30 protein-coding genes and 2 tRNA genes are annotated in these 24,670 nt (G+C 65.6%); 9 read left to right on the plus strand and 23 right to left on the minus strand.

Annotated elements, in window-relative coordinates; all coding sequences use genetic code 11:
* Positions 1-455: 455 nt before the first annotated feature.
* The 3 genes from HCT51_RS08975 (at position 456) to HCT51_RS08985 (ending at position 2,437) form a co-directional block, all read left to right on the plus strand.
* Positions 456-1,127, plus strand: a complete 672-nt coding sequence (locus HCT51_RS08975) for a hypothetical protein (RefSeq protein ID WP_166871484.1) — start codon at positions 456-458, stop codon at positions 1,125-1,127.
* Positions 1,128-1,513: 386 nt separating this feature from the next.
* Positions 1,514-2,011, plus strand: a complete 498-nt coding sequence (locus HCT51_RS08980; RefSeq protein WP_166871482.1) for a sortase family protein — start codon at positions 1,514-1,516, stop codon at positions 2,009-2,011.
* A 138-nt stretch (positions 2,012-2,149) separates the two neighbouring features.
* A complete protein-coding gene (locus tag HCT51_RS08985; RefSeq protein WP_166871480.1) occupies positions 2,150-2,437 on the plus strand; it encodes a hypothetical protein in 288 nt (95 codons plus the stop codon).
* Positions 2,438-2,481: 44 nt separating this feature from the next.
* Here HCT51_RS08985 and HCT51_RS08990 read toward each other — a convergent pair whose 3' ends face one another.
* On the minus strand, positions 2,482-2,796 hold the full coding sequence (locus HCT51_RS08990; protein WP_166871478.1) for a hypothetical protein: 315 nt from the start codon (positions 2,794-2,796) through the stop codon (positions 2,482-2,484).
* Between the two features lie 392 nt (positions 2,797-3,188).
* Between HCT51_RS08990 and HCT51_RS08995 the strand changes: the two genes are divergently transcribed.
* Positions 3,189-3,581: a hypothetical protein gene (locus HCT51_RS08995; RefSeq protein ID WP_166871476.1), complete on the plus strand. Its 393-nt coding sequence runs from the start codon at positions 3,189-3,191 to the stop codon at positions 3,579-3,581.
* 45 nt (positions 3,582-3,626) lie between these two features.
* On the opposite strand, the gene HCT51_RS09000 is transcribed toward HCT51_RS08995, so the two are convergent.
* Positions 3,627-3,932 (minus strand): hypothetical protein, encoded by a 306-nt coding sequence (locus HCT51_RS09000; RefSeq protein ID WP_166871473.1) that lies wholly within the window; start codon positions 3,930-3,932, stop codon positions 3,627-3,629.
* A 176-nt stretch (positions 3,933-4,108) separates the two neighbouring features.
* Between HCT51_RS09000 and HCT51_RS18975 the strand changes: the two genes are divergently transcribed.
* Positions 4,109-4,489, plus strand: a complete 381-nt coding sequence (locus HCT51_RS18975; protein WP_166871471.1) for a recombinase family protein — start codon at positions 4,109-4,111, stop codon at positions 4,487-4,489.
* Positions 4,383-4,679 (plus strand): recombinase family protein, encoded by a 297-nt coding sequence (locus HCT51_RS18980; protein WP_370626960.1) that lies wholly within the window; start codon positions 4,383-4,385, stop codon positions 4,677-4,679. Before HCT51_RS18975 ends, HCT51_RS18980 begins: the two co-directional genes overlap by 107 nt.
* A 13-nt stretch (positions 4,680-4,692) precedes the next feature.
* Here HCT51_RS18980 and HCT51_RS09015 read toward each other — a convergent pair whose 3' ends face one another.
* The 4 genes from HCT51_RS09015 to HCT51_RS09030 form a co-directional block, all read right to left on the minus strand.
* A complete protein-coding gene (locus HCT51_RS09015; protein ID WP_166871466.1) occupies positions 4,693-5,601 on the minus strand; it encodes an HNH endonuclease signature motif containing protein in 909 nt (302 codons plus the stop codon).
* A 585-nt stretch (positions 5,602-6,186) separates the two neighbouring features.
* Positions 6,187-6,735 (minus strand): hypothetical protein, encoded by a 549-nt coding sequence (locus tag HCT51_RS09020; RefSeq protein ID WP_166871465.1) that lies wholly within the window; start codon positions 6,733-6,735, stop codon positions 6,187-6,189.
* 145 nt (positions 6,736-6,880) lie between these two features.
* Positions 6,881-7,198, minus strand: a complete 318-nt coding sequence (locus HCT51_RS09025) for a hypothetical protein (protein WP_166871463.1) — start codon at positions 7,196-7,198, stop codon at positions 6,881-6,883.
* A gap of 57 nt (positions 7,199-7,255) precedes the next feature.
* Positions 7,256-7,435 (minus strand): hypothetical protein, encoded by a 180-nt coding sequence (locus HCT51_RS09030; RefSeq protein WP_166871461.1) that lies wholly within the window; start codon positions 7,433-7,435, stop codon positions 7,256-7,258.
* A 56-nt stretch (positions 7,436-7,491) separates the two neighbouring features.
* Between HCT51_RS09030 and HCT51_RS09035 the strand changes: the two genes are divergently transcribed.
* Positions 7,492-7,959, plus strand: a complete 468-nt coding sequence (locus HCT51_RS09035; RefSeq protein WP_166871459.1) for a hypothetical protein — start codon at positions 7,492-7,494, stop codon at positions 7,957-7,959.
* Between the two features lie 32 nt (positions 7,960-7,991).
* Here the strand turns inward: HCT51_RS09035 and HCT51_RS09040 are convergent, their stop codons facing one another.
* Positions 7,992-8,489 carry a hypothetical protein gene (locus HCT51_RS09040; RefSeq protein ID WP_166871457.1) on the minus strand — a complete coding sequence of 166 codons (498 nt, stop codon included), beginning with the start codon at positions 8,487-8,489 and terminating at the stop codon, positions 7,992-7,994.
* 504 nt (positions 8,490-8,993) lie between these two features.
* Positions 8,994-9,902: a hypothetical protein gene (locus HCT51_RS09045; RefSeq protein WP_166871455.1), complete on the minus strand. Its 909-nt coding sequence runs from the start codon at positions 9,900-9,902 to the stop codon at positions 8,994-8,996.
* A gap of 138 nt (positions 9,903-10,040) precedes the next feature.
* Between HCT51_RS09045 and HCT51_RS09050 the strand changes: the two genes are divergently transcribed.
* The gene (locus HCT51_RS09050; RefSeq protein WP_166871453.1) at positions 10,041-10,907 is read left to right on the plus strand and encodes a hypothetical protein; all 867 of its coding nucleotides are present in this window, start codon (positions 10,041-10,043) and stop codon (positions 10,905-10,907) included.
* Positions 10,908-10,922: 15 nt separating this feature from the next.
* Here the strand turns inward: HCT51_RS09050 and HCT51_RS09055 are convergent, their stop codons facing one another.
* The 5 genes from HCT51_RS09055 to HCT51_RS09075 form a co-directional block, all read right to left on the minus strand.
* Positions 10,923-11,315: a hypothetical protein gene (locus HCT51_RS09055; protein WP_166871451.1), complete on the minus strand. Its 393-nt coding sequence runs from the start codon at positions 11,313-11,315 to the stop codon at positions 10,923-10,925.
* 95 nt (positions 11,316-11,410) lie between these two features.
* Positions 11,411-11,920 carry a hypothetical protein gene (locus HCT51_RS09060; RefSeq protein ID WP_166871449.1) on the minus strand — a complete coding sequence of 170 codons (510 nt, stop codon included), beginning with the start codon at positions 11,918-11,920 and terminating at the stop codon, positions 11,411-11,413.
* A 315-nt stretch (positions 11,921-12,235) separates the two neighbouring features.
* Positions 12,236-12,309 (minus strand) — tRNA-Ile (locus HCT51_RS09065).
* Positions 12,300-13,511, minus strand: coding sequence for a glycosyltransferase (locus HCT51_RS09070; protein ID WP_166872835.1), 1,212 nt, complete (start codon positions 13,509-13,511; stop codon positions 12,300-12,302). The genes HCT51_RS09065 and HCT51_RS09070 overlap by 10 nt, the downstream gene beginning before the upstream one ends.
* A 155-nt stretch (positions 13,512-13,666) precedes the next feature.
* Entirely contained in the window at positions 13,667-14,527 is an 861-nt protein-coding gene (locus HCT51_RS09075; protein WP_224760743.1) for a DMT family transporter, read from the minus strand.
* A 146-nt stretch (positions 14,528-14,673) separates the two neighbouring features.
* On the opposite strand from HCT51_RS09075, the gene def reads away from it, so the two are divergent.
* Complete coding sequence (gene def / locus HCT51_RS09080; protein WP_166871447.1) at positions 14,674-15,240, plus strand: peptide deformylase; 567 nt, start codon at positions 14,674-14,676, stop codon at positions 15,238-15,240.
* Between the two features lie 27 nt (positions 15,241-15,267).
* Here def and HCT51_RS09085 read toward each other — a convergent pair whose 3' ends face one another.
* The 10 genes from HCT51_RS09085 to HCT51_RS09130 all read right to left on the minus strand — a co-directional run bounded on the left by HCT51_RS09085 (position 15,268) and on the right by HCT51_RS09130 (position 24,664).
* Positions 15,268-15,573 (minus strand): AzlD domain-containing protein, encoded by a 306-nt coding sequence (locus tag HCT51_RS09085; RefSeq protein WP_166871445.1) that lies wholly within the window; start codon positions 15,571-15,573, stop codon positions 15,268-15,270.
* On the minus strand, positions 15,570-16,259 hold the full coding sequence (locus tag HCT51_RS09090) for an AzlC family ABC transporter permease (RefSeq protein ID WP_166872827.1): 690 nt from the start codon (positions 16,257-16,259) through the stop codon (positions 15,570-15,572). Before HCT51_RS09090 ends, HCT51_RS09085 begins: the two co-directional genes overlap by 4 nt.
* Positions 16,260-16,267: 8 nt before the next feature.
* Positions 16,268-17,179 (minus strand): sensor histidine kinase, encoded by a 912-nt coding sequence (locus HCT51_RS09095; protein ID WP_224760745.1) that lies wholly within the window; start codon positions 17,177-17,179, stop codon positions 16,268-16,270.
* Between the two features lie 55 nt (positions 17,180-17,234).
* A tRNA-Asn gene (locus HCT51_RS09100) sits at positions 17,235-17,310 on the minus strand.
* 72 nt (positions 17,311-17,382) lie between these two features.
* The gene (locus tag HCT51_RS09105; RefSeq protein WP_166871443.1) at positions 17,383-18,390 is read right to left on the minus strand and encodes a D-isomer specific 2-hydroxyacid dehydrogenase family protein; all 1,008 of its coding nucleotides are present in this window, start codon (positions 18,388-18,390) and stop codon (positions 17,383-17,385) included.
* Entirely contained in the window at positions 18,387-19,166 is a 780-nt protein-coding gene (locus HCT51_RS09110; RefSeq protein WP_166871441.1) for an ATP-binding cassette domain-containing protein, read from the minus strand. The genes HCT51_RS09105 and HCT51_RS09110 overlap by 4 nt, the downstream gene beginning before the upstream one ends.
* A 47-nt stretch (positions 19,167-19,213) precedes the next feature.
* Positions 19,214-20,881 (minus strand): ABC transporter ATP-binding protein, encoded by a 1,668-nt coding sequence (locus tag HCT51_RS09115; RefSeq protein WP_166871439.1) that lies wholly within the window; start codon positions 20,879-20,881, stop codon positions 19,214-19,216.
* Positions 20,878-21,852 (minus strand): ABC transporter permease, encoded by a 975-nt coding sequence (locus HCT51_RS09120; RefSeq protein ID WP_166871437.1) that lies wholly within the window; start codon positions 21,850-21,852, stop codon positions 20,878-20,880. Before HCT51_RS09120 ends, HCT51_RS09115 begins: the two co-directional genes overlap by 4 nt.
* 1 nt (position 21,853) lies before the next feature.
* Entirely contained in the window at positions 21,854-22,936 is a 1,083-nt protein-coding gene (locus HCT51_RS09125) for an ABC transporter permease (RefSeq protein ID WP_370626808.1), read from the minus strand.
* A 78-nt stretch (positions 22,937-23,014) separates the two neighbouring features.
* Complete coding sequence (locus HCT51_RS09130; RefSeq protein ID WP_166871436.1) at positions 23,015-24,664, minus strand: ABC transporter substrate-binding protein; 1,650 nt, start codon at positions 24,662-24,664, stop codon at positions 23,015-23,017.
* Positions 24,665-24,670 lie beyond the last annotated feature (6 nt).

The raw sequence follows: 24,670 nt of genomic DNA on the forward strand, positions 1-24,670 counted from the left end.
ACCTCTACTGAGGCGCCCGGCGAGAACCCCGCCGGAAGGCACCGTCGAATGGTTGACCCCTTGGAAGCGCCCTGCCTGCAAACCCAGAACACCCGACTGTTCAACGCAAGCTGCCAGGAACGGCCGCGCGCCGACAGGCCCCGTTACGACCAGCGGTTCGTTAGCGGGTCGCCCGACGTGTGCGTCCCCTTGGCGGCGCACTCAGCACGCGGATTCCAGCCGGGTCAGCAGCTCACGCATAGACCCGGTACGCGCCACGGCTGAACTGTGCGTCCCCCGCACACATACCAGTCATAGCCGCGGAAAACGGTTCGGGATCGGCTCGAACGCGCGGCGTAGTGATCGGAGATCGAATGTGTAGATCAGTTATTCAGGGCGGAAGGCGTTGCGGGCGGGGCTTGTCGGGCGGAGTGAGGAAGGGGCTGAGGAACGCGAAGCTTCGGCTGAAGCGGGCTGTGGTCGTCGGTGGGAGCGAGAAGATCGCGATCGAGGAAGCGGAGGTTGCTCGGTACGCCGAGCTCGCCGCAGCAGAGCGGGACGTACATCGGGTCGATGATGGGGTCCCGATGGTCGAGGAAGTGGTGCCGACATTCGTGGCGCAGCCCGAGGGTGCGTCCCTTGCCGAGGAGTTTGTTGTCAGCGAGGCACCCGACGCCGAGCTCGACACCTGCGCGGCAGGGCCTTCCGACAAGCTCGAAGCGGTGCGCCTGGCGAAGGCCGCCATTTTGGGGGACGCGCCGACTGTGGAGGCTCCAGAACTCGAACCGGCACGGACCGGCGTAACGCTCCTGACCTCACTCACGGGTCTCCGCCGAGCCCTCGTTGAAGGTGCACTTGTGACGGTGACGTCCGTCGAACGCCGAGCGGACCGCAACGCCCAGTGGAAGCCGGCAGCTAGTCGGCAGCTGGGACGCACACAGCCCGTCACCGCAGTCGAACGCTCCGGCGTTAAGCTCGCCGACGGGTCACGGTTTTCCTTCGGCCACGATCAGGACTGGTCTTTTGAGAACGGCTCGGCAATCCAGCAGACCGCTCTGAGCCGTACCGTTTACCGGGTCGCCCTAGCCCTCGCCGCCCTCAGCGGCACCGTGCGGCTGGCGACCCGCAGGCGCCGCGCGGCGGAGTAACGCATGGGCTTCGCGCCCCGCTCTCGGCCTCGCGAGCGGGGCGCTCAAAAGCCCCGGTCAACGCACCGACCCGCCACTATTCCCCATGATTGGAACGACAAGCTCATGACCCGACTCCCCCGCCCACTCACCTCGGTTCTCACCACCCGAGCGCTGGCGCCCCGACGTCGCATCGTCGCAGTGGGAGCGCGACCGTGACGGGCTGGCGGCGAGTGGGGCGCGCAGCGCTCAACGTCGTCTGTGCCGGGTCGCTGGCGGTGGCGGGACTGGCGTTGCTGCCAAGTAGTGGCCCCGTGGAAACGGCTGGGCGCGAGCCGGTGCGCGCCGCGGCTCAAGCGATTGTGGAGCCTCGCGCGTTAGAGATTCCGAGCGAGCTGGCGCGAGTCGTGGTTGAGGCGGCACCGGAGTCAGTAGGGCGCCTTGTCGTCCCGAGCGTTGGGATCGACTCGGAGCTGCACACGATGGAGGCGATGGACGGGGACTTTATCGACCCGCCTGGTTTCGCAGATCCATATTTGCTCTTGAACCCGGGGTATGGCATGCCCGGCGACGACTCTATGACCACGTATCTGGCCATTCACAGCTGGCGCGGGGGTAACGCTCTTGGCAACGCTCTGCTGGACGCCCAAACGGGGCAGCCGCGGGTTCAAACGGGTGCCGCTATCTTTCTTGACGGCGTCGAGTACCAAGTGCAAGTCGTGAACACGGTGGTGAAGCCCGACTTCCGGCATATCGACGAGGTATTCGACGCCTCTTGGGATCTCGTGATCTTTACGTGCCGATGGCATCCGAGCGGCGGACCTAGCGACGCCGCGTACCTGCTCGCCAACCAAGTGGTTCCAACCGCAACAGATCTTGTCGCCGCGGCCCCCGCGGCTCCATAGACCGGGGAGCTCGGTGAGTCTTGGTCGTCGACCCGAGCTCCCCTTCAATCTCCACGCGCTGCCGCGCACACACAGAGAGCAGGGCTCAGTCGACTCCTGCCATCGCTTCTGCTCGTTTATCTCTTCGAGGGCGCCACGGTGACCCGCCATAGCGGCGAGCAGGCGACGACGCTGCGGTACGACACGCGGCGCGATCTCCGCGCGCTCCCCTCCGTCGCACTCGTCGTCGGGCTTGTCCTCGCCTTCGCGTACGCAGGCGCGCTCACCCGGCGAGCCCTCGATATCGAGCTTCTCGGCCCGGTCATGGGCGTCTTGGCAGTGGCCTGCTACTACGGGATCGTCGGCATCCGTGCCGCGCGCGCGGCATGGAGAGAGGCCGTGTCCGGCCTTGTCGAGGAGTCGCGGGCAGTGCCCAGCGCCTCCTGACGGTGGGAGCGCCACCGCTGACCGCTTCACCCGGGCAGCCCAGGTCACCCTTCGACGGGGAACTCCAGCGCCTTGAGAGTGGGTTCCTCGCCGCGCTCGTCCGCAGCGTGATACTCGGCGAGTATCGACCGCAGAATCCAGTCCCGCGTGGGTGTTAGCTGGCGGAGATGTTCGAGGATGGGGTCCTCCTCATACCCGTCGAGGTCCCACACCGCTGATGCGAGGCCTCGCCGGCCCGACTCGGGTTCCAAATCCAAGCGATGCGCGGCCGCGACGAGTGTCGTGCCTTCCCGGTCGGTGAACCAGCAACCCAAATCCTCCATCTCTTCGCTGATGAGGTTTCTGAATGCGATGAGCACGCGGTCTGCGAGCGGACCGCCTGCGGGGTCCTCACCGAAGAATGGCGCGAGTTTGTCGAGAAACTCGTCGCGCGCCGCGGCCTAGTCGGCTCGCTCCTGCTCGACATCGATTGGGTTTCCGAACATGTCGACTGGCTGGGCGGGAGTTTCGGTCTGGCTGGTGATGCGGGTCAATTGCTTTTCTCTCTGGTTGGCTATGAGGTTCACCGTATGTGTCCCCTGCCATATCTATGCGCGGCACATTCTTGGAATCGACGCATCCGCCGCATGTCTGTTCGATGCGAACGCGTTGTCTTCTGCGTGTGTCGTCACGCATCGCCCCAGCCCATGCGTTGCAGGAGCCATCTGCGGCGAGAATCTGTAGGTGGGCGGGAGACAGATACACTCAGCCCGTGAATCAAGCTCAGTCGATGACTTTGGCGACCAGCGACCCGCACAGGTCGAATAGTCAACAGCCCAAACCCAAACGGCGAGTGTGGTGGGTGGTCGGGCTAGTCACCCTCGCACTCTCGACCACCGGGCTTGCCGTCGGCTTCGCGCTCACGTTCGTGGAGCTGATTTCTGCCCGCTCTGATGCTGAGGCGTTCGAAGCACAGCTGTGGGACGCCGAAGCGCAGGTCTGGGACTTAGAGCAAGAGCTGCGCGGCATCACAGATTATGTAGACGCGCTTGAAGGCGAGGTCGCTGAGTGCAAGTCCACGATCGATGAGGGATCGTTGCTGCTCTCGATGCGCGATTTCGATAGCGCCTTCTGGGAGCTCGCCGGCTCGGACTGCAGCTACTGAGCATTCGTACGCCGTTAGGTGTGCCGCCGACCTGTTTCGGTGGGCTTACCGACCGTGGGAGCTTGGCCCCGGGTCGATCCTGATGTCGATGGGATTCTCCGCGAGGTACGCGCGACCCGCTGCTGTGACTTCAACCGAGAACAGCCCGTCGTCCTCTGTCTGCTCCAAGTACCCGGCGCTGATAAGAGCCGTGACCGTGTTGCCTTTTACTGGCGGGAAGCCGGTGAAGTTCAGCGCGGCGACTGCGCTGCCGCCGTCGCCATAGGCGCCCTTCGGAATCCAGGTGTAGAGGCCAAACATTTCGATCGCGGTGAGTATACCCAGTGCGTAATCGGTGAGTGGTCGCGGCATGGCGCTGAGCCTACCGATCCGCCGCGCATAGGTCTGGCATGACGACCACAGAACAACCGACCGGTATTGCCGGTCAAAAGACCGCCGCCTCAGATCCGTATGATTCTGCGGCCACTCATCCGGCACAACTTAGGTGAGAACTGACCAACTCAGAAGGGACCCTTTCGCTGGGTACCGTGTCTCAGATCTACGGCTACGCACGGGTCTCCCGCGGCGACTCCCAGAGCCTCGACCGGCAGATTCAGGAACTCACTGCTGTGGGTTGCACGAGGATCTTTACCGATGAGCTGAGCGGAGGCCGCGCTACCGAGAGCCGCCCGGGTTTTGCTGACGCGATCAGCCATCTGCGAAGCGGGGACGTCCTCGCAGCTGTGAGCCTCGATCGACTTTCCAGGTCGCTCGGAGACTTGATGGGAACGGTCGATGACTTGGTGCTGGAACGGGGTCACGGTGCGGGTGCTCAACCTCGGGGATCTCGACCCGCGTTCACCGTTGTCGCGGGTACTCCTCCAAGTGCTGGGCGCCGTTGCCGAACTCGAACGCAGCCTAATTCGTGAGCGCACCGTGAGCGGCATGCGCGCCGCAAAACAGCGAGGCGCTCGCATCGGCAGACCCGCGTCCCTCACGCCCGAACAGCTAAAGGCGGTCTTGGCCATGCGAGCGACCGGACAGTCCGCTGCTGCGACCGCCCGGGCCTTCGGCGTCTCTGAGCGCACGATCAGGCGCGTCTCTGAGGCGGCATCGTGACGATCGTCTTGGGCTAAGCGGCGGCCCTCTGCCCCAAGCGCAGCTCCAAGTGCCGCGCGTAGCTCGGCGCCCTCAGCGGGTCATGTGCGGTGCACGGTCGACCATCCAACTCGCTGACTGCCTCCGCTAGATCTTCCGTAGGCGCCTCAATTCCTCGGCGGATGATGCCGGTCTCATCCACGACCACATACCCCCACTCGAAAAGTGCATCGCATCCGAGTGCGCACGCGAGCATCGCGATCGCACCGAAGTCGCGTCGCTCCTCCTCGGTGGAGAGACTTCTGGGAACGATGTGGGCGGCGATGAGCAGGCCCTTCGGCAGCCGGCGTCCGCACAGAGCGCAGTCGGCAGCCGTACGTCCGTCGAGAAGATGCGCTCGCAGCTCGCCCTGTTCGAGCCGGACCTTTGCAACCGTCTCAGCATCAGTCACATCACCACCCCAAGTCGACGCGGGCAGCCCGTAGAGGCTGTCGCCCTCGGGCTCGATCACAACGCCGAGCTCGCCCAGGAGCCGTGCCCCGTCCTCGTCGCTCAGCGGCGAGACGTACTTCTGGGCTGTGACGCCCCGGTAGTCCAACGGCCCCCGGTTGCCGTGCGTGATGAGTTCGGCGGCCCGCTGCCACGGAAGCCACAGTCCCGTGGTTATCGGCGCGACTTTGACGTACCAACCGACGTCCAAGTCGTCCGGCTTCTTCTTCGGGTAGCCGTCCGGTCGCGGCGCATCCACCCATTCTTCGGCGACCGTGCTTACAGCTCGTATCGCCTGCCCCGCGTAGTGGAAGACGATGTCACCGCGCTTCAGTTGATGGAGGGCGATTCGTGATGCTTGGCGGACCCCGCTAGCGGTCTCCGATGACCAAAGCGAACCTTGATCGATCGCCGTCTCGTAGTTCTTCGTCTGCGTTGCCCACCAGAACGCCATCAGTCCCCCATTTCTTCGGCGCCATCGCCGCTCTGAGGCTATCGCGCCCCCGCACCGCCAACGGTTCGCCGACGCTGCGTCCCGCGCCACCGACTTGTGTGCAGGACGACCCGGGGACGCACACAGTCGGATGGGCGCTGGACGGCTCGGCCGAAGCCTCGCATCGATCCGTCGTGCGTCCCGAGCCCGAATAGCCGCACGATTCGCGGACGTGCCGGCGTAACGGCGGCGTGGCGAGGCCGAGCCGGTGCCGGTCGGGTCGTCGTCTCACTCCGCGCGAACAATGGCGACACGAATCTCAGGTGTGCCCCCCCCTTTTTCGCCGCATTTATCAGGGCAGGGATGGGAGAGCAGCAAGCTTCCCGCCAGACGACACCGAAAGGGCCACCATCATGGTTATCCCTCTATCGACCGAAAGACCCGCCGTATCCGCGCCTCGGAGCGCCGTGCATGGCCCTACCTTGCCGAGAGCACCACAGCTCTCGATCTCGCGCCTACGTACCTGCCGCAGATCGACCGCCGCGCCGCCTGGGATATCCGCCGCTCGGGAGCACGCGATAACGACGGGGATGCGAAGGGGGCCCGCTAGCCCTTCACACTTAGCGTCGTGCGCACGGCGAGAATGAACGCCTCATTCGCCGATGTGGTCGTCTCGTCGTCATCCAGCGCGAACGTCTCCGTCATCTTGTTGAACGCGTCCAGAACGTGCGAGGGGCCCAAGATTTCGAGTGGCGCGACGGCATCGCTGATCTCCTCCCGCAGCGTCGTGGCGTTGCTCAAGTAATCGTCGAGACGTGCGTTCAGCGTCTGGCGCCGCTCGTCCGTCAGGTCGTCGTCCCCGAGTTCGGCCATGATGCCGTTGCCGGTCTTCCGGAGGTATCGCCATTGGTCTGCGAATCGCGTAGCACAAACGTAGGCGTCGAATCGACGCTCACGTACCCACCGGGCGTGCTCTCGCCGTCCCTGAATCCACGCGCCGAAGAGCCCACCCAGCACCGCCAGCGCAGCGCCGCCGAAGATCGATAGCAGGGCGAGCACTGTCGGGTCGAGCGGCGCGGCAGCTGCCCCGTCAGCGGCGCGGCTGGCCGATGGACTTGGCACAAGAGTGAGGGCAAGAGTGAGCGCGGTGAACACGTCCACAGTCTGCCCTGCTCGCTGTGCGCCGCTCTGTAGCGACGCGCTCTGCCCCGTCGCCCCTATGGGCCCGAGCCGGATTGCTCGGCGCCGCCGCCCAATTCGACATCCCAGCGCCCGCGGTCGGTGATGACGCGGAGCCGCCTCACCGCGGGGCCCGCCGCTCATCCTCTTGGAGCCACGCGGACCGACGTACCATCGTGTTCAGCGCATCCTCCACCGCGAGCCGCCGCACTGGGTACACGCGGCTCATGTCGAGCTGCGGGTCGAGGCCCGCGGCGGCGGCGAGGATCCACGCGTACTGCCCGAGGCCCGATTGAATCCGGTCAAGCTCCGCCAACAGCTCCTCCACGAGCCTCACCCACGCCGCGACATCGGATCGATCGCGAGGCGTCCCGCGGTCGAGTTCGTGGAGGAGCTGGCGGGCGCGGCGCTCGTGCTGCTCGGTGCTCAGGAGGACCACCGAGTGGCGATGACCTCGCGGGCGGTGAGGCCGCTGCCGAGGGCGCACCACTCTTGATCAGCGCTTGCGCGCGTCATCACCCCCGTAGTCGATCCCGGGCTGGGCGCGGGTGACCGTGGAGGCTTGGGCCAAGGCGCTGTCGAGGGTCGTGTAGCTGCCGCCGACGAGGTCGGGACCGGTAGTGGTTTCGGAAGAGTGGGAGTAGAGGATTCCGTACTCGGTCGGTTTGGATGTCATGCCTCGGCTATGCGCGGCAGGCGCGCCCGCGCGAGAGTGTCTGCCAGAGTGAGGGCGTGAAACTCACTCCGCTCATCGCTGTCGTCGTGCTTGGGTTGCTCGTCAGTGGCTGTTCATCGAGCGATAGCTCCGAGGCCGTGGTCCCCAACGCGCCTGCTGCGGTAGAGACCGCAGTCCCGATCGACGCTGAAGCCCAAGCCGAAGTGGCGGCAGCCGACAACGAGGCTGCCGAGGCCCTCCGGCTCAAAGTTTCTTACGAATCCTGGGAGGCCGGGTATTTTGACGGGTATCACGAGGGCAACCGATATCTGGAGCCCACCCCGCACGCCGAGGACTGGTCCGCGTCCGACCGAACCGCATACGACGAGGGCTACACAGTGGGGCTCAACGACGGCGAAATCGGCGAGTTCTACGGCTACTCAGGCGTCAGTGAGTACGCCGACGCCTGGTTTGCCCACCAGTTCGGCGGTGAGGGTTGGGGCGAGGAGATTGGTTGCGCGCTGGTTGGGTGTGAGGGCCGCTAGCTCATGATGGGCGAGAAATGACCGCTCTATGCTCAGATGGCCTCGACTGCCTCCGCGATCGAGATCACTTCAATGTCGGCGGGGGCGTCGTCTGCGACAACCACGAGCCCACTGCCGATCAGCTCAGCCACTGCCCCGTTAATCTGCGCGGCCACGCCCGCAGATGCCAGCGATGCTCGAACGAGAGCCCGCCCAGCGGTGAACTCCGCAACAGTCGAGAGATCCGCGGTTTCAGCGAGAGACGCCGCCGACTCCCCTAGATCCGCGATACTGCGGTGTAGCTCGTTGTCAGGGTCGAAGATCGGGATCGGCAGCCTCCACGGCAGCGTGTCGATATCGCGGGCTCCAAATAGCCCACGCGACTGGAGCTTGATTACTCGATCCATCACTACATCGCTGTTGAGAATTGCTGCCAGGTAGTGCCCCTCGCTCACACCCGCGACCGGCATCCAGTACAGCTTGTGCTCGACAACCGCATCTGCATCTGTCACATACGCGGCCGCGATGCGGTTACCGGAGGCCGAGTACACGACTCGATGGGTTTGGCCGGGGAGCTGCCGCTTCAGAGTCCCTTGGTAATTGAGTCGCTGGCTGAGCTCGATGCGGGAGGCATCCGTTCGATTGGTCAACCTTGTCGAGTTGCGCCCAGCGCTTCGCGAGAAGTGGATAGTTCGCCATTTGCGACGGGGTCAAGATCTTGCCGTCAAAGATCGGCAGTACCGCCTTCTCCGGCCAGACGACACGGTAGGGCACAACGGACGAACTCAGCAGGACCGTCTTCACGAACTGCTGCTCAATTGGTCCTTCGACGCTCTTCAGGCTCTTCCACGGCTGCTTCTCTTGCGTGGTTCTCGAACTGATCACATCTATTGTTCCCGCCGGGAGACCGAGGGGTCCGGCAGGCAATTCGTAATGGTTGACAGGAGGACACGAGCACTATTCACACAGGATTCCGCTGAGCCACCGGGCCCACGCACTCATCCACAAACCCCGCGATCCGATCAACATCTGCCAACCGGTGGCCAGCCGCCGCCTCACGGACGTCGTCCAGCAAGGAGCTCGCGAATGGCATAGGCCCAGTAGTCGATCTCGATGCGGAGCCGAGACCGCCAGCCGAACTTCCAAGCCGACTGGCCCACGTAGTGGTTCCTGTAAGGATGGCCGCGATCGAGCTCGCAGCGCCAACATAATTGCGCCGGAGTGCGGAGTCGGTGGCCACAATCCGGACACGCCGAACGAGTCAGCCGGATGCTCTCAACGACGCCAACCGCCCAGAAATCGGCGTCCAAGTCTGCTGCCGTGCCGCTCCAGAGCGCCGCGCGCTGACCAATGGCGGCGTCCGTCATTCCTCTCCATTCTGACCAGATTGGATCGCCGGCACGTCGCGCTCGCAGTGTCTCCGCGTAGTGCTTGACCACATAGCGTTCGCCGTCTGCGATGACAGTGAAGCGGCCGTGATCTTTGTTCCCGATGCTCTGTCGCGCCCCGGCAGATGCCGACGCGAGGTGAACCCGGCGCGGGTAGAGCTTGCGCCGGAACCGGCGTTGGTTTCGCTTTCGCCGCAGCAGCCAGCGAAGCTCATGCTTTGGGCTGCCGAGCAGTGGCGCCACGCGGTGATCCCACGCACAGAGCACCGAGACCCATCCGAACGCGTCGCGCAGGCGGCCACGGCGGCCACAAACCTCGCAGATCCGGCCGCCGGCGGCTTCGAATGCCGCCACGACGGCCGCCGCGGCCTCCCGATCCTCTGGGTGCAGTGCCGCCGAGTACAACGTCAGGCGGCCCATCTTCTCGCGTGCGTTCACCATTCGCCAGCTCGGTGCGGCCGCCCGCCCCGCAGAATCCGCCGCCGTTACAAGCGCCCACCACCCCTCAGCGCATTCCAGTTTGACGCCGGCCAGCACCGTTGGGTCCGACGCGATCGCCGCGATGACGCGCCGCACCTGCTTCGTCGGCCGCCTGGTTCGATATTCACCCATGCATCGCCTATGCGCGGCAAGCCCGGCCCACATGCGCCATGACTGTCTTCGCGGCGCCAAGGAGTCGCGTTCGCCGCATCTGCCATTGGCGGAGGTGTCACTATGAGAATCAGGTTCGAGAAAGTCCAGGAGGCGCTCGGCGTCGCGGTCACAAGCTTGACGCTCGGTGCAGCGGCGTTGCTCTGCGCGCTCGCGGCGATCGACCCCGGCACCAGCCTCGGCTGGGATCCCAGGTATCCGCTGTCGGTCGCCCTCGGTGGCCGCGGCGGCGATATCGAAGTCGGGCTACCCATGGAGATTCGTGACGTCGAGCCCCTTGCCGGCGAGCTCTACGCCGGGGCTAGGGAGACGCTCGACGACCTCGGCTTCACTGGCCGGCTCTACATTGACGACGAGGCATGTCTCGGTTCGAGCAGGACTGCACTCGCGTGCGCCGAAATAGACGGCGGCAGCATCTGGCTCCGACCCAGCGTCGTCGCCCCCAATGACAGGTGGGTCTTCGCCCACGAATTCGTCCACATTGAGACCAGCACGTCGGAGCACGAATGGCTAGTAGCGAATTCGTCTGAAGTCGGATGGTCCTCGACCTCGTGGGGCTGGGGCAACTCCTCAGTAGAGGGCGCCGCAGACTGTGGCGCGACGATTCTGCTCGACGGTCTGATTCCCGGCTCATCGGCCGACGCGGCACACGGAGAGTGCTCACCGTTCGAACTCGAAATCGCCCAGAGGGTGCTCCACGACACACTCGCAGACCAATCGTTCAACGAGGTCTACGACAGCTTCGTCGAGCGCCGTACCCCACAGGTGACAGCGCTCGCGCATGCCTTAGGTTACTCGGGCGCGGTCAAACTCGGCCCCGTCCAGGTCTCCGGCACTGAGCCCCTCTGGCTCCGCTTCGACGTCGCCGACGACGACGTCGCCCAAGCCCCGCTGTCGGAGTTTGAGAGTATCGATGCGTTCGGGAGGTGAGGTGACTTGGAACAGTTAGAGCAGCCCGCAATCGATCTGCCGGAGTGAGCGAAGGCTGCGGACCAAGCCGCACTCCCCGAGCGTCGCGATCACCGACACACCCTCGCAGTCAGGCAGGTCGCGGTCGTAGAGGAGGAACTGATCCTCAGTCAACAGGAGCGGGATATCCGGCCGCGGCCAATCCCACGCGATCTCTGGCACAGGTTCCCCGATGCCGCGCACCGCGAAAAGCGCCTCGACGACCGTCGGCAGCTCAGTCTCCGGGCTCCACCTCTCGTTATCGGTGAGTTCGACGAGCAATAGTGCCTGCGAGAGGGTGGCTATGCGAGCGGCGATGTGGCCCCGCGCGGCCCATCGTGCGTCATTATCGGCGCTCGCGAGGTAGTGGCCGGGGAAGTACGCTTCCAACAGCGATCCGTAATCTGGTGCGAGGAATGCTTCACCAGTTGGCAATCGCCCCCATAACAGGCGTCCCTCGGGCACTCGATCTGGTAACGCGGGCATCATAGGTAGCCCCATTCGAGGAGCCCGACGGGTACCCGCGCGAGCGAGTTCAGAAGCGCCGATGTCGTGATGGAATCCAATGACTCGACAGCACCATGCGTGCGCCGGGGCCAATGATGGCGGCACACAAATAGGGGCGGTTGCCCGGCAGGCCACGCCCCCGGAGCGTTCATTAGCATCGTGCCACGGGACGCGGTCAACGCGTCTTTGATCCACTGAGGCTGGTCAAGCGACCAAGCGGGGTCGTCTCCCCCACCTCGCGCCCATTTCTCGACGACGGCGGCCTGGAGATCATCTGCGCACCGCTCGGCGATGAGCCGACGAACGCGTATTTTCTCGGCGGCGCTCGCCGAGGAGTCGTAGCCGGGGAAGATCCCCGCCAAAAGCTCATCGGCCGAGGCAGCCACCGCGAGTTGATTGTCGGCGAGCGATCCGTCGACCCACACTGCATTGCGAGTCCGCTGTGGTCTGCGCAGCGGGCGCTGTTCTCCGGGAGTGTCGTTGTCCATGACACACCTATGCGCGGAGGCGGCCGTTTCCCGCAACGGCGCTCGCAGCTGCCCAACTGCCCGCGGCGACCCGGAAGCGCCTCAGCTAGCGCCTGGGAGCCGCTCAGACATTAGTCTGCCCTCGTACGTTACGACGTCCCAAGTGATCGAACGGTGTGGAAGTCTTGCGACGGTGAGCGCCACCTTGTCGCCCGTCCAACGCACCACCGCGATCTCGTGGTGCATCGGTGTCCCGTCCCCGGCAGTCCATTGCACGGAATCGGAAACCGGTGCCTGAACGACTACACCTGCGACTACACCGATTTCCAGATGCAGTAGGGCGGACGGGACTTGAACCCGTGACCGACGGATTATGAGTCCGCTGCTCTAACCAGCTGAGCTACCGCCCCGAGTCGGCACTGTCGCCATTGGCGGCAGACGCGACATCCGTGACCGGATCGGTCACTGGTTCCCCACGATACAGGCTCTCAAAGGTGAGCAGCGTGCGCTGGATGTCGTGTGCCGCCACGATCCGCAGGCTCTCCCGTTTCAGCCGTTCGAGTTCTTCCGGCGACGCGGTGAGCACGTCGGTGAGCCGCGCCGCGAACTGGTCGACGTCGGCCGGGTCGAACAGGTATCCGTTCTGGCCGTCGTGCACGAGGTGGGGCAGCGCCATGGCGTGGGCAGCGACCACTGGCAGGCCTGACGCCATCGCTTCCATGGTGGCGATGCTCTGCAGTTCTGCGGTAGACGGCATGGCAAACAGGGTGGCCCTGTGCAGCTGCAGTTTCAGGTACTCCTCCGGCACATGGCCGGCGAAGTGCACGTTGGAGCGGATGCCGAGCTCGTGCGCGAGCGCCTCGAGGTTGCTGCGCTGGTCGCCGTCACCGATGATCTCAACCTTGACGTCGAGCGCCGGATCGAGGCGGGCCACCGCGCGCAGCAGCCAGTCGATGTTCTTCTCCACCTCGATGCGACCGATGAAGAGCACCACGTTCTCGCCGCGTGGGTCGAAGTTCGGGCTGTAGTTGGCCATCTCGATGCCGCACGACACCGCGTGCACGCCGGTGATGCCGGTCATTTCTTCGAAGAACTCCGCGGCCCGCCGGGTGGGGGTGGTGATCGATTCCGCGCGGAGGAAGGTGTTAGTGAGCGCCTTCATGAACACCCGCAGCATTCTCGGCTGCACGGCCTTCGGGATCAGCGTGAACTGCATCATGTTGTCCGGCATGGTGTGATTCGTCGCGACGACGCGGATGCCGCGGTTGTTCGCCTCGATCGCAAGTCCCCTGCCGACTACGAAGTGGGACTGGAAGTGCACGACGTCTGGCCTCACCTGGTCGAGCACGCGAGCGCTGTTCTCCCTGACCCGCCAGGGCAGGGCGAAACGGAGCCACGGATGCGGGTACCAGCGCCAACTGTGCAGGCGGTGCATGATGATGGGCTCGCCCTCATGCATCTCTGTCCAGGTGCCGTGCTTGCGGCGGGCCGCCGGCGCCATGACATGCACCTCGTGCCCGCGCTGCACCAGGCCTGCCGCGAGCCGCTCGGCGAACTTCGCCGCACCGTTGACATCCGGAGCGAAGGTGTCGGCGCCGATCAGGATGCGCATCGGGTTCTCGGACCTGCCGCGGGTCGCCGGCGCGGGATCGGCGCCGGTCTGGGCCGCTGCAGCCGAAGCTTCGGGTGTTGCGTGCGTATGGTCAGGCAAGATGATGAATAGTCCTATTCGCGGGCAGTCAGGAGAAAACTATCCTCCAAACTACCTCAGCGGTGTGTTTGAGGGTGGTGTTTCGCGAGAGTGAATACGCCGGCGATCGCCACGGCGCCAGCGAGGACGAACCCGATCACTGCCCAGAGCGGCGCCTGAGACGCCTCCCCGAGCACGACCACGGCGATGACCACCGCGACCATCGGATCGACGACCGTGAGTCCGGCTATCACCAGTTCCGGTGCGCCCACTGAGTACGCGGTCTGCACGAAATAACCGCCGAGCGCGGTAGCGCCGAGCAGCACTACCACCGCGAAGAAGGTGAGCCAGTCGAAGTCACCAGTGATGATGCGGGTCAGCACCGACTTGGCGAGTGTGGCGACGAACCCGTAGAGCACGCCGGCACCGATGATGTAGAAGATGGCCCGCATGTGCTGCCGCAGGAAGGCGAATGCGATCGCATAGGCGACAACGACCGCGCCCAGGATGATGAGAATGATCGTCAACTGTTGAGTGCCGATGCGATGCTCGGTTGCGGTGACAGCGGCGATGGAGACGAACACGGCGACACCGCCGACACACATCACGATCGCCCCGATTGAGCGCCCGTCCAGCCTCACCGCGGTCACCCTCGCGTTGAGGATCGAGGTGATCACCAGCGCCACCACACCGATTGGCTGCACCACGATCAAGGGCGCGAATGCGAGGGCGATGAGCTGCATCACGATCGCGAGCCCGAGCATCACGGTGCCGATCACCCAGGACGGCCGCGCGAGCAGAGCCTGCAACTGACGCACGCTGAGACCCTGCTTGGCGCCGTTGCCGTGGCTGATCTCGACCTTGCTCACGCCACGATGTTGGAACTGGGCGCCGAGCGCCAGGAACACCCCACCCAGGAACGCAATGAGAATTCCCAACGGTAGACGCAGATCTGATGCTACGTCCACCGCCCCAATGATCACCCGACGAATCTACCCGTTCCCTCGCGAAACCTCGCCGATCCGGAGGGGTTTCGCGGATGTTCGTCTTCGGACAGCACGCGCGCCCCCGATATTCTTGCGGGATGTCTGTTCTTCCCATCGTGATCACCGGTGACCCCGTCCTGCACACTCCGGCGTCGCCGGTATCGAACTTTGATGCCGATCTCGCGACCCTCGTCGCCGACATGTACGACACGATGGAGGCAGCCCCCGGGGTGGGGCTCGCTGCGCCGCAAGTCGGGGTGGCGCTGCGCGTCTTCGTGTACGACTGGACCGATGACGATGACGTGCACTGGCGTGGTGAGGCGATCAACCCAGAACTCTGGCAGAGCCCGCTCACCCTCGGCGAGGCCGACGAGGACGTCGAGTCTGAGGGCTGTCTGTCGATTCCCGGCGAACGGTTTCCGCTGCGGCGCGCCGACCGCGTCCTTCTGCGCGCCCTGAACCTGCGCCAGGAGCCGTTCGAACTGGTCGCGGGAGGCTGGTTCGCCCGCATCCTGCAGCACGAGTATGACCACCTGGACGGCGTGCTGTATGCAGACCGGCTGGAGCACCGGTATGCGAAGCCGATGGCGAAGGTCATCCGCAAGAGCAGCTGGGGCATGCCTGGACAGAGCTGGATGCCCGGTGTCGACAACCTGGACAGCTGAGCCTTGGACAGCTGACCCGACCGTTGCCTAGGTGAATGCGCGGATAAGGGCAGCGGTCAGCGCGGCGGCGGCCACCACCACGATGAACGGCGCTCGCACCACCAGCAGCCCGGCCGCGACGATCAGCGCCGGGACTCTGGCGTCCACCACGATCGAGTTGCCCGCTGCCAGCGTCTGGCTCACCACGAGAGCCGCGAGCAGCGCGACGGTGAGCAGGTTCGCGACCCGTGACGGCGTCGGCTTCTCGAGCGCCGCAGCCGGCACCAGATAGCCGGATACCTTCAGCGCCAGCACGACGATCGAGGCGAGCAGGATGAACTGCCAGATGGTCACTCGGCCTTCCTCCCCCACCAGTTGGTGATGCCGACGACGACGGCGACGACGGCGGCCATCAGCACCGGGACTCCGGTGGGCAGCGCGGGCGTCAGCACGGCGCACACCACCGCCGCGGCGATGGCCACGATGACCGGCTGCGCGGTAGACAGGCGCGGCCACAGCAGGCCCAGGAACGCCGCCGCCGCGGCCGCGTCGAGACCGAACCGGGTGACATCCCCGATGGCGTCGCCGATCAGCGCGCCGACCAGGGTGGTCAAATTCCAGCCGAGGAATATGAGGATGCCGGTGACCCAGAAGCCGACCCGCTGGGCGCGGGGCCGGTCCTGCGCGGTGGAGACGGCCATGCTCTCGTCGATGGTGACGTGCGCCGCCAGGCCCTTCCGCCACCAACGGCCGTCGATCACCGGGGCGAGCCGCATCGCGTAGATGCCGTTCCGGGCGCCGAGCAGGGCGGCGCTGGCCACCGCGGCCGGCCCTGCCGCGGCCCCGCCGGCCGCGATCACCCCGATGAAGGCGAACTGCGAGCCGCCCGAGAACATCAGCAGGCTGAGCACGCAGGTTTGCCAGATGTCCAGCCCAGCCGCGACCGACAGCGCCCCGAATGACACCCCGTACGCCGAGACGGCGACGGCGACCGCGACGCCCTCCTTGACCGCGACGGAGTCCCCCTCCTCACGTACCAGAGGCTTCACTACCGGGCGAGGTTCACGTCGTGCACCCCGTTGTGGTACTTGAGGTGGGGGAAGACCACGGACACCGAGAAACCGACCCCGGGCACCGGAGTGGCGGTGAAGACACCGCCGAACAGTGCAGCGCGCTCGCGCATCTCGGTGATCCCGACGCCTTCGATCGCGCCAGTGAGGGCGTTCAGGTCGTCTTCGATGCTGTACCGATGCTGGTTCGCGGTGTCGTTCGGGTCCATGCCGCGACGCTTCAGCGCGGCACGCGAGCCGTCATCATCGACCTTCAGCTGGAGCCCGTCGGCGGTCCAGGTGAACAGGACCCTGACCTCGGTACCCTCGCCACCGTACTTCAGCGAGTTCGACAGGGCTTCCTGCAGGATTCGGTACACGGCGAGTTCCGCGCCAGGCGCCAACCGGTAGCGCTCCCCCACCTCCTCGAAGGCGACGATCAACCCGGCATCGCGCATCACCTTGAACAGGTCACGCGCCGATTTGAGGCGGGGCTGGGGCGCGGCATCCGCTTCTCCCTCGCGCACCACGGTCATCACCCGGCGCAAATCGCCGAGGGTCGTGCGGGCGAGGTCGGCGATCTGCCCGGCGCTGCGGGCGGCGACAGCTGGGTCGGCAGCGGCGGCGTATCTGGCGCCCTCGGCGGTGGAGATGATGCCGGCAACCGACAGCACGGCCACCTCGTGCATCTCGCGGATGATCCGCAGCCTGCCGGTTTGCTCGGCGAGCGACAGCTCCAGATTGATGCGGTCACGTTGCGCGGAGACCCGATCGAAGGCCTGCCGTTTGCGGGCGGAGCGGGCGCGCAGCCAGGCGATCAACAGCGCCACGGCCAGCACCAGCAGAACGCCGGCGGCGGCGGCCAGCACCATCACGAGCAGCGTCGCGTGCTCGTCGATCCACCTGGCCATGCGCTGCTCCTTGAACGGGGCCTAAAAAGGCCCAGGGGGTGGAGCCCCTGGGCCTTGGCTCCCCGAGTTGGACTCGAACCAACAACCTGCCGGTTAACAGCCGGCTGCTCTGCCAATTGAGCTATCGAGGATCACTGGAACAGCTTGATTACTTTAGCAAAGATTTTGCGCCGCCAAGTCCAGCGACATCCCGCACGGCATGTTCAGTACCCCGCGCGAGGGTCGACGATCCCTCGAAACCGGCCGTCACCGAGGAACGCGCGCACGTTGTGGCGCACCCGTTCCGCGAGCAACGGGCGCGTCATCTCGGGCGTGTCGGCGGAGTGCATGGTCACCACGCTGTTCGGCGCATTCCAGAGCGGATGCCCCGCCGGCAGCGGTTCCGGATCGGTCACGTCCAGCCCGGCACCGGCGATCACGCCACGCTCGAGGGCGTCCACAAGCGCGTCGGTATCGACGATGCCGCCCCTGGCGATGTTCACGAGCACCGCGCGGGGCCGCATCAATGCCAGTTGCCGTCGGCCAATCAGGTGAGCGGATGTCGCGGACAACGCCGCCGCAACCACGAGCACATCGGCGTGCGGCAGGACGCTGTTGAGCTCATCGACGGTGACGGTGCGAGCGGCGCCGTCGATCGGGGTCGCCGACCGGCGCACCACGGTGATCGTCGTCTGGAACGGCGCGAGCAACCGGATCAGCTCGCGGGCGATGCCGCCGGCTCCGATGATCACCACGTGGCGGCCGTACAACGACGTGCCGCGGGACTCCTGTTCCCACGCGGACGCCCTGGCCTTCGCCGGGATGAACCGCAGCGTGGACAGCGTCAGGGCGAGGGCCTGCTCGGCGACCGGTTCGGAGTACGTGCCCTTGCCGCTGGTGATCAGCGGCAGCGTCGACTCAGTGTGCTGCAGCAGGTCAGCGAACGCGTCCACCCCCGCCCACGGCAGCTGCACCCACTCCAGTCGGGGATGTTCGGCCAGAACGGCGCGCAGCGCGCCGCTGCCATCCGGGGACAGCCAGATCAGCCCGCGGGTGTCGGCATCAAGCGGAGCGACCGTGGCCCCGGCGGCGCGGGCGGCGTTCACGAAGAACGGCTCCGGTTCGGGCAGGACAGCGATCGGGCCAGGGGTGGGGCGAGCGGTCAGCCGTGGCGCGGCATCCGATCCGTCCAGATCACGGTGCTCCCCCGACTGCCGGGCCGCCGCTGTCATTTGTATCCCAGGGTGCGGGCGAGGGACTCGACGTACGGGTGGTGCGGGTTGCGCAGCACCTGCTCGATACCGCCGAAGCCGACGATGACTCCGCCCTGCATCACCGCCACCTTGTCGGTCATGCGGCGGAGCTCACGCACGTCGTGGCCCACCACGACGGCGGAGAACTCGCGGTCCTGCTGCAGGTCACGGATCACGTCGAAGATGGGCCCGCGCACCATCACGTCGACACCCATGGTCGGGTCATCGGCGACCAGCAACTCCGGTTCGAGGATGAGCGCCTTGGCGAGCGCGACCCGCTGGCGCTGGCCCCGGCTCAGCTCGTGCGGGAACTTGCCCATCACGCCGAGAGGCAGCCGCACCGCGTCGATCAGGGTGGCAACGGCGGTGCCGGCCTCCAGCCGGTCGAACTTCTGATCGCGAGAGTAGATCGGTTCGGCCACGTTCTCGCCGACGGTGAGGTGCGGGGTCAAGCCGGAGCCGGCATCCTGCGGCAGGAAGCCCACGGCCATCGCCAGCCACTCCCGCTTGCGACGGCGAAGCGACCGCATGGGCACCCCGAGCACGGTGAGATCTCCCCCGACGATCTCGGGCAGGCCCGCCTCGCCGGCCTTGACCTGTCCAGCCAGGGCGCGCAACAGCGTCGATTTGCCGGCACCGGCCTCGCCGACGACCGCGAGGATCTCCCCCCGCCGTACGCCAAAACTCACGCCGTTGACGGCGAGCATCCGCTCGCCGGGGTACTGCATCGACAGATCGCTTGCCGCAACCGCCATGTCACTGTGTCGCGGTGTCACTGGGGGCCCTTCCGTGCCGTGTCAGACTAGCCCAACAACGCCGCGCGTTCTCGGCGACGCACCTCCTGTGCCACCGGATCGGGTACCGGAAGGGATGCGAGCAACCGCTTCGTGTAGTCGTCGCGAGGCGCACCGAGCACTTGGTCGCCTGGCCCTTCCTCGACCAGTTTGCCGTGGTACAGCACCGCAATGCGGTCAGCCAGCATGTCGACCACGGCCAGGTCGTGGCTGATGAACAGGCAGGCGAATCCCAGGTCTTTCTGCAGGTCGGCGAACAGTTCGAGCACTGTGGCCTGCACCGAGACGTCGAGTGCGCTTGTCGGTTCGTCGGCGATCAGCAGGCTCGGGTTGAGGGCGAGGGAACGGGCGAGGCTCGCGCGTTGCCGCTGGCCGCCGCTCAGTTCGTGCGGGAAACGGTCGCCGAACGCCAACGGTAGGCGCACCGCATCGAGCAACTCGTCAACGCGCGCACGCGCGGCCTTTGCGTTGGCCGCGACGTGATGCACGATCAGGGGCTCGGCCACCGCGTCGGCGATAGTGAGCAACGGGTTGAAACTGGTGGCCGGGTCTTGGAACACGAATCCGATCTGCCGGCGGACCGCGCGAAAGTCGCGCTCCTTGACCCCGCGCATTTCGTGGCCTAGTACCTGCAACGACCCGCCGGTCACTCGAGTCAGGCCGGCTATGGCCCGGCCGATGGTCGTCTTTCCCGAGCCGCTCTCTCCGACGAGGCCCAGCACTTCGCCCGGGCGAATATCGAAGCTGACTCTGTCGACGGCCCGGAAGCCAGGGCGGCCGAGCCTGCCCGGGTATACGATTTCGAGTTGTTTTGCCACGACGACGGGTTCAGCCGTTGGCGTCGGAAGGCGCGGCGCGGTTCGGGAACCGATCCGGGGCACAGCGGCCAGAAGCTTCCTGGTGTAGTCGTTCTGCGGGTTGGCGAACAGCTCGCGCACCGGTGCCTGTTCAACGACCTCACCCAGGTACATGACCGCAACACGGTCTGCGAGATCCGCGACGACCCCCATATTGTGCGTGATCAGCACAATCGAGGTTCCGAACTCGTCGCGCAATGACCGCAGCAGATCGAGGATTTCCGCCTGAACCGTCACGTCGAGTGCGGTCGTCGGCTCGTCGGCGACGATCACCTTCGGCCCGAGCACCAGCGCCTGGGCAATGACCACGCGCTGCTTCTGCCCGCCGGAGAACTGGTGTGGGTAATAGTCGACGCGCTTTTCTGGCTCGGGGATGCCGACCTTGCGCAGCATCTCGATCGCCTTGAGCCTCGCGTCGGCCTTGGTGAACTCGCCGTGGGCGCGCAGGCCCTCCGCGATCTGCCAGCCGGCCGTGAAGACGGGGTTCAGCGCGGTCGACGGCTCCTGAAAAACCATGGCCGCATCCCGGCCGCGCATCTGGCGCAGTTCCGCGGCGTCGACGGTCAGGATGTCTTCTCCGGCCAGAATCACCGCACCCGACACGGTCGCCGTGTCGGGCAACAGTTTCAGGATCGACTTGGCGGTGACGGTCTTGCCGCTGCCAGACTCCCCCACGATCGCGAGCACCTCGCCCGGGTTGACGATAAGGGACACACCGGCGACGGCCGTGACCGACGCGGCATCGGTGGAGAAGTCCACCCGCAGGTCCTGGATGTCGACGACCGGAGACGGGTCACGGGTGGGGTTCGGCAAGCTCATGCGACTGCCTCCTCGACGGGCTTGCTGCCCACGGCACGACGACGGATGCGCAGGCGGGGGTCGGACAGGTCGTTGAGGCTCTCGCCCACCAGGGTGATGCCGAGCACCAGCAACACGATCGCGGCGCCGGGGTAGACGCCCGTCCACCAGATGCCACTCGCGGTGTCGGCGAGGGCCCGGTTCAGGTCGTAGCCCCATTCGGCTCCTGCCGTCGGACCGATTCCGAAACCAAGGAAGCCGAGTGCGGCGAGGGTCAGAATCGCTTCGGATGCGTTCAGCGTGAGGATCAGTGGAAGCGACCGGGTGGCGTTGCGCAGCACATGCCGGAACAGGATGCGCGGGGTTCGAGTGCCGATGACTTGGGCGGATTCGACGAACGCCTCTCCCCGCAACCGCACCGTTTCGGCGCGCACGACGCGGAAGTACTGCGGAATGAATACGACCGTGATCGAGATCGCCGCCGCGAAGATGCCGCCCCAGAAACTCGACTGGCCTCCACTGATGATGATCGACATCACGATCGCCAGCAGCAGCGACGGGAACGCGTAGATGGCGTCGGCGATGGTGACCAGCAGCCGGTCGACCCAGCCACCGAAGTAGCCGGAGACCAGCCCGAGCAGGATGCCGGCAAACACCGAAACCACCACGGCGATGATGACAACGGAGAGGGCGGTCTGGGCGCCCCAGATCACCCGCGAGAACACGTCGTAGCCGCCCACCGTGGTTCCCCAGATGTGTTCGGCGGATGGCGGGGCCTGCCGGGGAAAGGAGCCATCGGCGTCGCTCAACTGGTTGAACCAGTACGGCGCGATGACGGGGGCGAAAATCGCCATGATGATGAACATCACGCACAGCGCGAGGCCGGCGATCAGCATCCCGCGCTGCAGCCCAATGCTGGCGCGCAGTTGCCAGATCAGCGGGAGCGTCTTCCAGCGGGGTTCGGCAGACCCGACGTGCACAACCTCCGTCATGTCAGTACCTCACTCTCGGGTCGACGAGCGCGGCGATGACGTCGACGATGAAGTTGGTGACCGCGACGATGACCGCGAGCAGCACCACGAAGCCCTGGACGGCGACAAAGTCGCGCGCGCCCAGGTATTGCGCCAGTTGGAAGCCGAGGCCGCGCCAGCCGAATGTCGATTCGGTCAGAATCGCGCCGCCCATCAGCAGCGCGATTTGCAGGCCCATCACGGTGATGATCGGCACGAGCGCGGGCTTGTAGGCGTGCCGTCGCACGAGCCGTATTTCCTTGACACCCCGCGACCGAGCAGCGTCAACGTAGTCCATCGAGAGGGTGCCGATCAGGTTCGTGCGCACCAGGCGGAGGAAGATGCCCGCGGTGAGCAGGCCGAGCGTGAGCCCGGGCAACACGGCGTGCGCCAGCACGTCGCCGATCAGCGCGCCGCTTCCGGTACGGAGCGCGTCAATCAGGTAGATGCCGGTCGCGTTGTCGATGCGCCCGAGCACCAACGTCTCTCGGGTGCCCGCGCGACCGCCCAACGGAAGCCAGCCGAGCCACACCGAGAAGGTCAGTTTCAGCAACAGGCCGGCGAAGAAGACGGGCGTCGCGTAGGCGAGGATGGCGAAGATCCGCAGCACGGCGTCTGGCCAGCGGTCGCGCAAGTATGCGGCCACCATGCCGAGGGGAATACCCACGATCAGGGCCACGATCAGCGCGTAGAACACGAGCTCCAGCGTGGCCGTGCCATAGGTGACGAGCACCTCGCTGATCGCTCGGTTGTCGGTGATGGTTCGCCCGAAGTTGCCGGTGAAAATCTGCCCCATGTACTCGAAGTACTGCACGATGATCGGCCGGTCGTACCCGGCGTCGTGCAGCCGCTCATTGAGTTGCTGTTCGGTGAGGCGGCCACCGACGGATGATGAGATCGGGTTGCCGACCACTCGCATCAGAAAGAACACGAGGGTGACGAGAATGAACACCGTGGGAATGATCAGCAGGAAGCGGACGAGGATGTACCGTCCGAGTCCGCCGCCGCCGCCGCCCGGTTGCTTGTCGACGGTGTCTGGCCCTGTCAAGCTTTCTTCGATTGTCACCGCGTCTCGTTCCTTGTCGACTCAGTCGGCCTGAAGGATTAGGGATGCCGCACGCCGGGTGCGGCATCCCTTCATTGGTTATTCGCGGCCGAGGGCCCCGTAGCGGAACTTGAACGACGGATCGAGGGTGGTTTCAACACCGGTGATGTCGTTACGGGCGACAGCAACCTGCGCACCCTGCAGATAGGGCAACGTCGATACCTGTTCTGCCACCTTGGTCTGAATTTCTTCGATCAGTGCGGCCCGGGCATCGGGGTCCGCTTCCTCACCCTGAGCAAGGATGAGCTGATCCACCGCGGGGTCGTTGTAACCGTTGGCGAAGAACCCACCGTTGACAGCGTTGCCGTCGGCATCGGTTGTGGGCAGGAAGAACGGCGTCAGGTAGTTGTCAGCGTCTGAGTAGTCGGGGTACCACCCCAGCTGGAAGAGCGGGTAGAGCCCCTCACGGTACTCAGGGTTGTAGGTGTCCCACAGCGTCGACTGCAGGTTGACCGTGAACAGTCCGGACTCGTTCAACTGGGCTTGGATGAGCGCGTACTCCTCGTCTGACGAGTTGCCATAGTGGTCGGGGTTGTACTGCAGGTTGAGTTGTACCGGCGTGGTCACACCCGCCGCCTGCAGTGTGGCTGCGGCCTTCTCAACGTCGGGACCACCCTGACCGTCTCCGTACACCTTCAGTGACTCGTTCGCACCGGTCAGGCCGTCGGGTACGTACGAGTAGAGCGGCGTGAATGTGTCGTTGTACACCTCGGAGGCGATCTGCTCGCGGTCGATCACGCCAGCGATCGCCTGACGCACGGCCAGCGCCTTTGCGGGGTCGGCGTCCGGCGTTTGGAGGCCGAATGGTTGCGTGTTGAAGTTGAACACGATGTAGCGGATCTCTCCACCCGGCCCGTCATACACGGTGACGTTTTCGTCGTCACGCAGGTCAGCGAGGTCGGTTGGGGTGAGGCTGCGGAACGCGACATCCGCATCGCCCTCCTGCACCGCCAACTTGAGCGATGTCTCGTCGGTGAAGTACTGCGCGGTGACGCTGTCAGTCTTGGCGGCGCCGAGCACCCCGTTATAGTCGGGGAAAGCCTCGTACTGGATGAGCTCGTTCTCGGCGTAGTCACTGATCGAGTACTGGCCGGCGAACCCGTTGCCGGCGACGACCTCGTCGGACGGGGTCAGCTCGGTGGCGGAGAACACCTCTTCGTCGACGATTGGTGAAACCGGGCTCGAGAGAATCTGTGGGAAGACCTGGTCGTTCTCGCTCTTCAGATGGAAGACCACAGTCAGGTCATCGGGGGCGTCGGTGCTCTCCAGGTTGTAGAGCAAGCTCGACGGGCCGTTCGGGTCGGCGATCGCCAGTTGGCGATCAAACGTGAACTTGACGTCGGACGACGTAAGTTCGTTGCCGTTCGCGAAGGTCAGGCCTTCCTTCAGGGTGACGGTGTACTCCGTCGGCGCAGTGAACTCTGCGGATTCCGCGATGTCCGGCTCGACATCAGGACTGCCGTATGGACTGTTCATGAGGAACGGAAAGACCTGGTTCTGCACCGCGAATGACCCGTTGTCATAGGACCCTGCCGGGTCGAGCGACGTGATGACGTCGGTGGTGCCGATGATGATGCCGTCCAGTGCGGCGGTGTCGCCGGTTGACGCACATCCCGCGAGAACGAGTGCCGCTGCCGCGGTTGTGCCGAGCACGCCCAGCGTGCGCCGGCGCCTGATTGTGTGTGCCATGTGGGC

The sequence above is a fragment of the Salinibacterium sp. ZJ450 genome (assembly GCF_011751885.2).
GTDB lineage: Bacteria > Actinomycetota > Actinomycetes > Actinomycetales > Microbacteriaceae > Ruicaihuangia.

Bases quoted from the DNA above. Each gene is read 5' to 3' on its own strand.
- HCT51_RS09000 (WP_166871473.1), bottom strand. From the start codon at position 3,932: ATGCCGCGACCACTCACCGATTACGCACTGGGTATACTCACCGCGATC.
- HCT51_RS09015 (WP_166871466.1), bottom strand. From the start codon at position 5,601: ATGGCGTTCTGGTGGGCAACGCAGACGAAGAACTACGAGACGGCGATC.
- HCT51_RS09030 (WP_166871461.1), bottom strand. From the start codon at position 7,435: ATGACATCCAAACCGACCGAGTACGGAATCCTCTACTCCCACTCTTCC.
- HCT51_RS09050 (WP_166871453.1), top strand. From the start codon at position 10,041: ATGAGAATCAGGTTCGAGAAAGTCCAGGAGGCGCTCGGCGTCGCGGTC.
- HCT51_RS09060 (WP_166871449.1), bottom strand. From the start codon at position 11,920: ATGGACAACGACACTCCCGGAGAACAGCGCCCGCTGCGCAGACCACAG.
- HCT51_RS09070 (WP_166872835.1), bottom strand. From the start codon at position 13,511: ATGCGCATCCTGATCGGCGCCGACACCTTCGCTCCGGATGTCAACGGT.
- def (WP_166871447.1), top strand. From the start codon at position 14,674: ATGTCTGTTCTTCCCATCGTGATCACCGGTGACCCCGTCCTGCACACT.
- HCT51_RS09095 (WP_224760745.1), bottom strand. From the start codon at position 17,179: ATGGCCAGGTGGATCGACGAGCACGCGACGCTGCTCGTGATGGTGCTG.
- HCT51_RS09105 (WP_166871443.1), bottom strand. From the start codon at position 18,390: ATGACAGCGGCGGCCCGGCAGTCGGGGGAGCACCGTGATCTGGACGGA.
- HCT51_RS09110 (WP_166871441.1), bottom strand. From the start codon at position 19,166: ATGGCGGTTGCGGCAAGCGATCTGTCGATGCAGTACCCCGGCGAGCGG.
- HCT51_RS09115 (WP_166871439.1), bottom strand. From the start codon at position 20,881: ATGAGCTTGCCGAACCCCACCCGTGACCCGTCTCCGGTCGTCGACATC.
- HCT51_RS09120 (WP_166871437.1), bottom strand. From the start codon at position 21,852: ATGACGGAGGTTGTGCACGTCGGGTCTGCCGAACCCCGCTGGAAGACG.
- HCT51_RS09130 (WP_166871436.1), bottom strand. From the start codon at position 24,664: ATGGCACACACAATCAGGCGCCGGCGCACGCTGGGCGTGCTCGGCACA.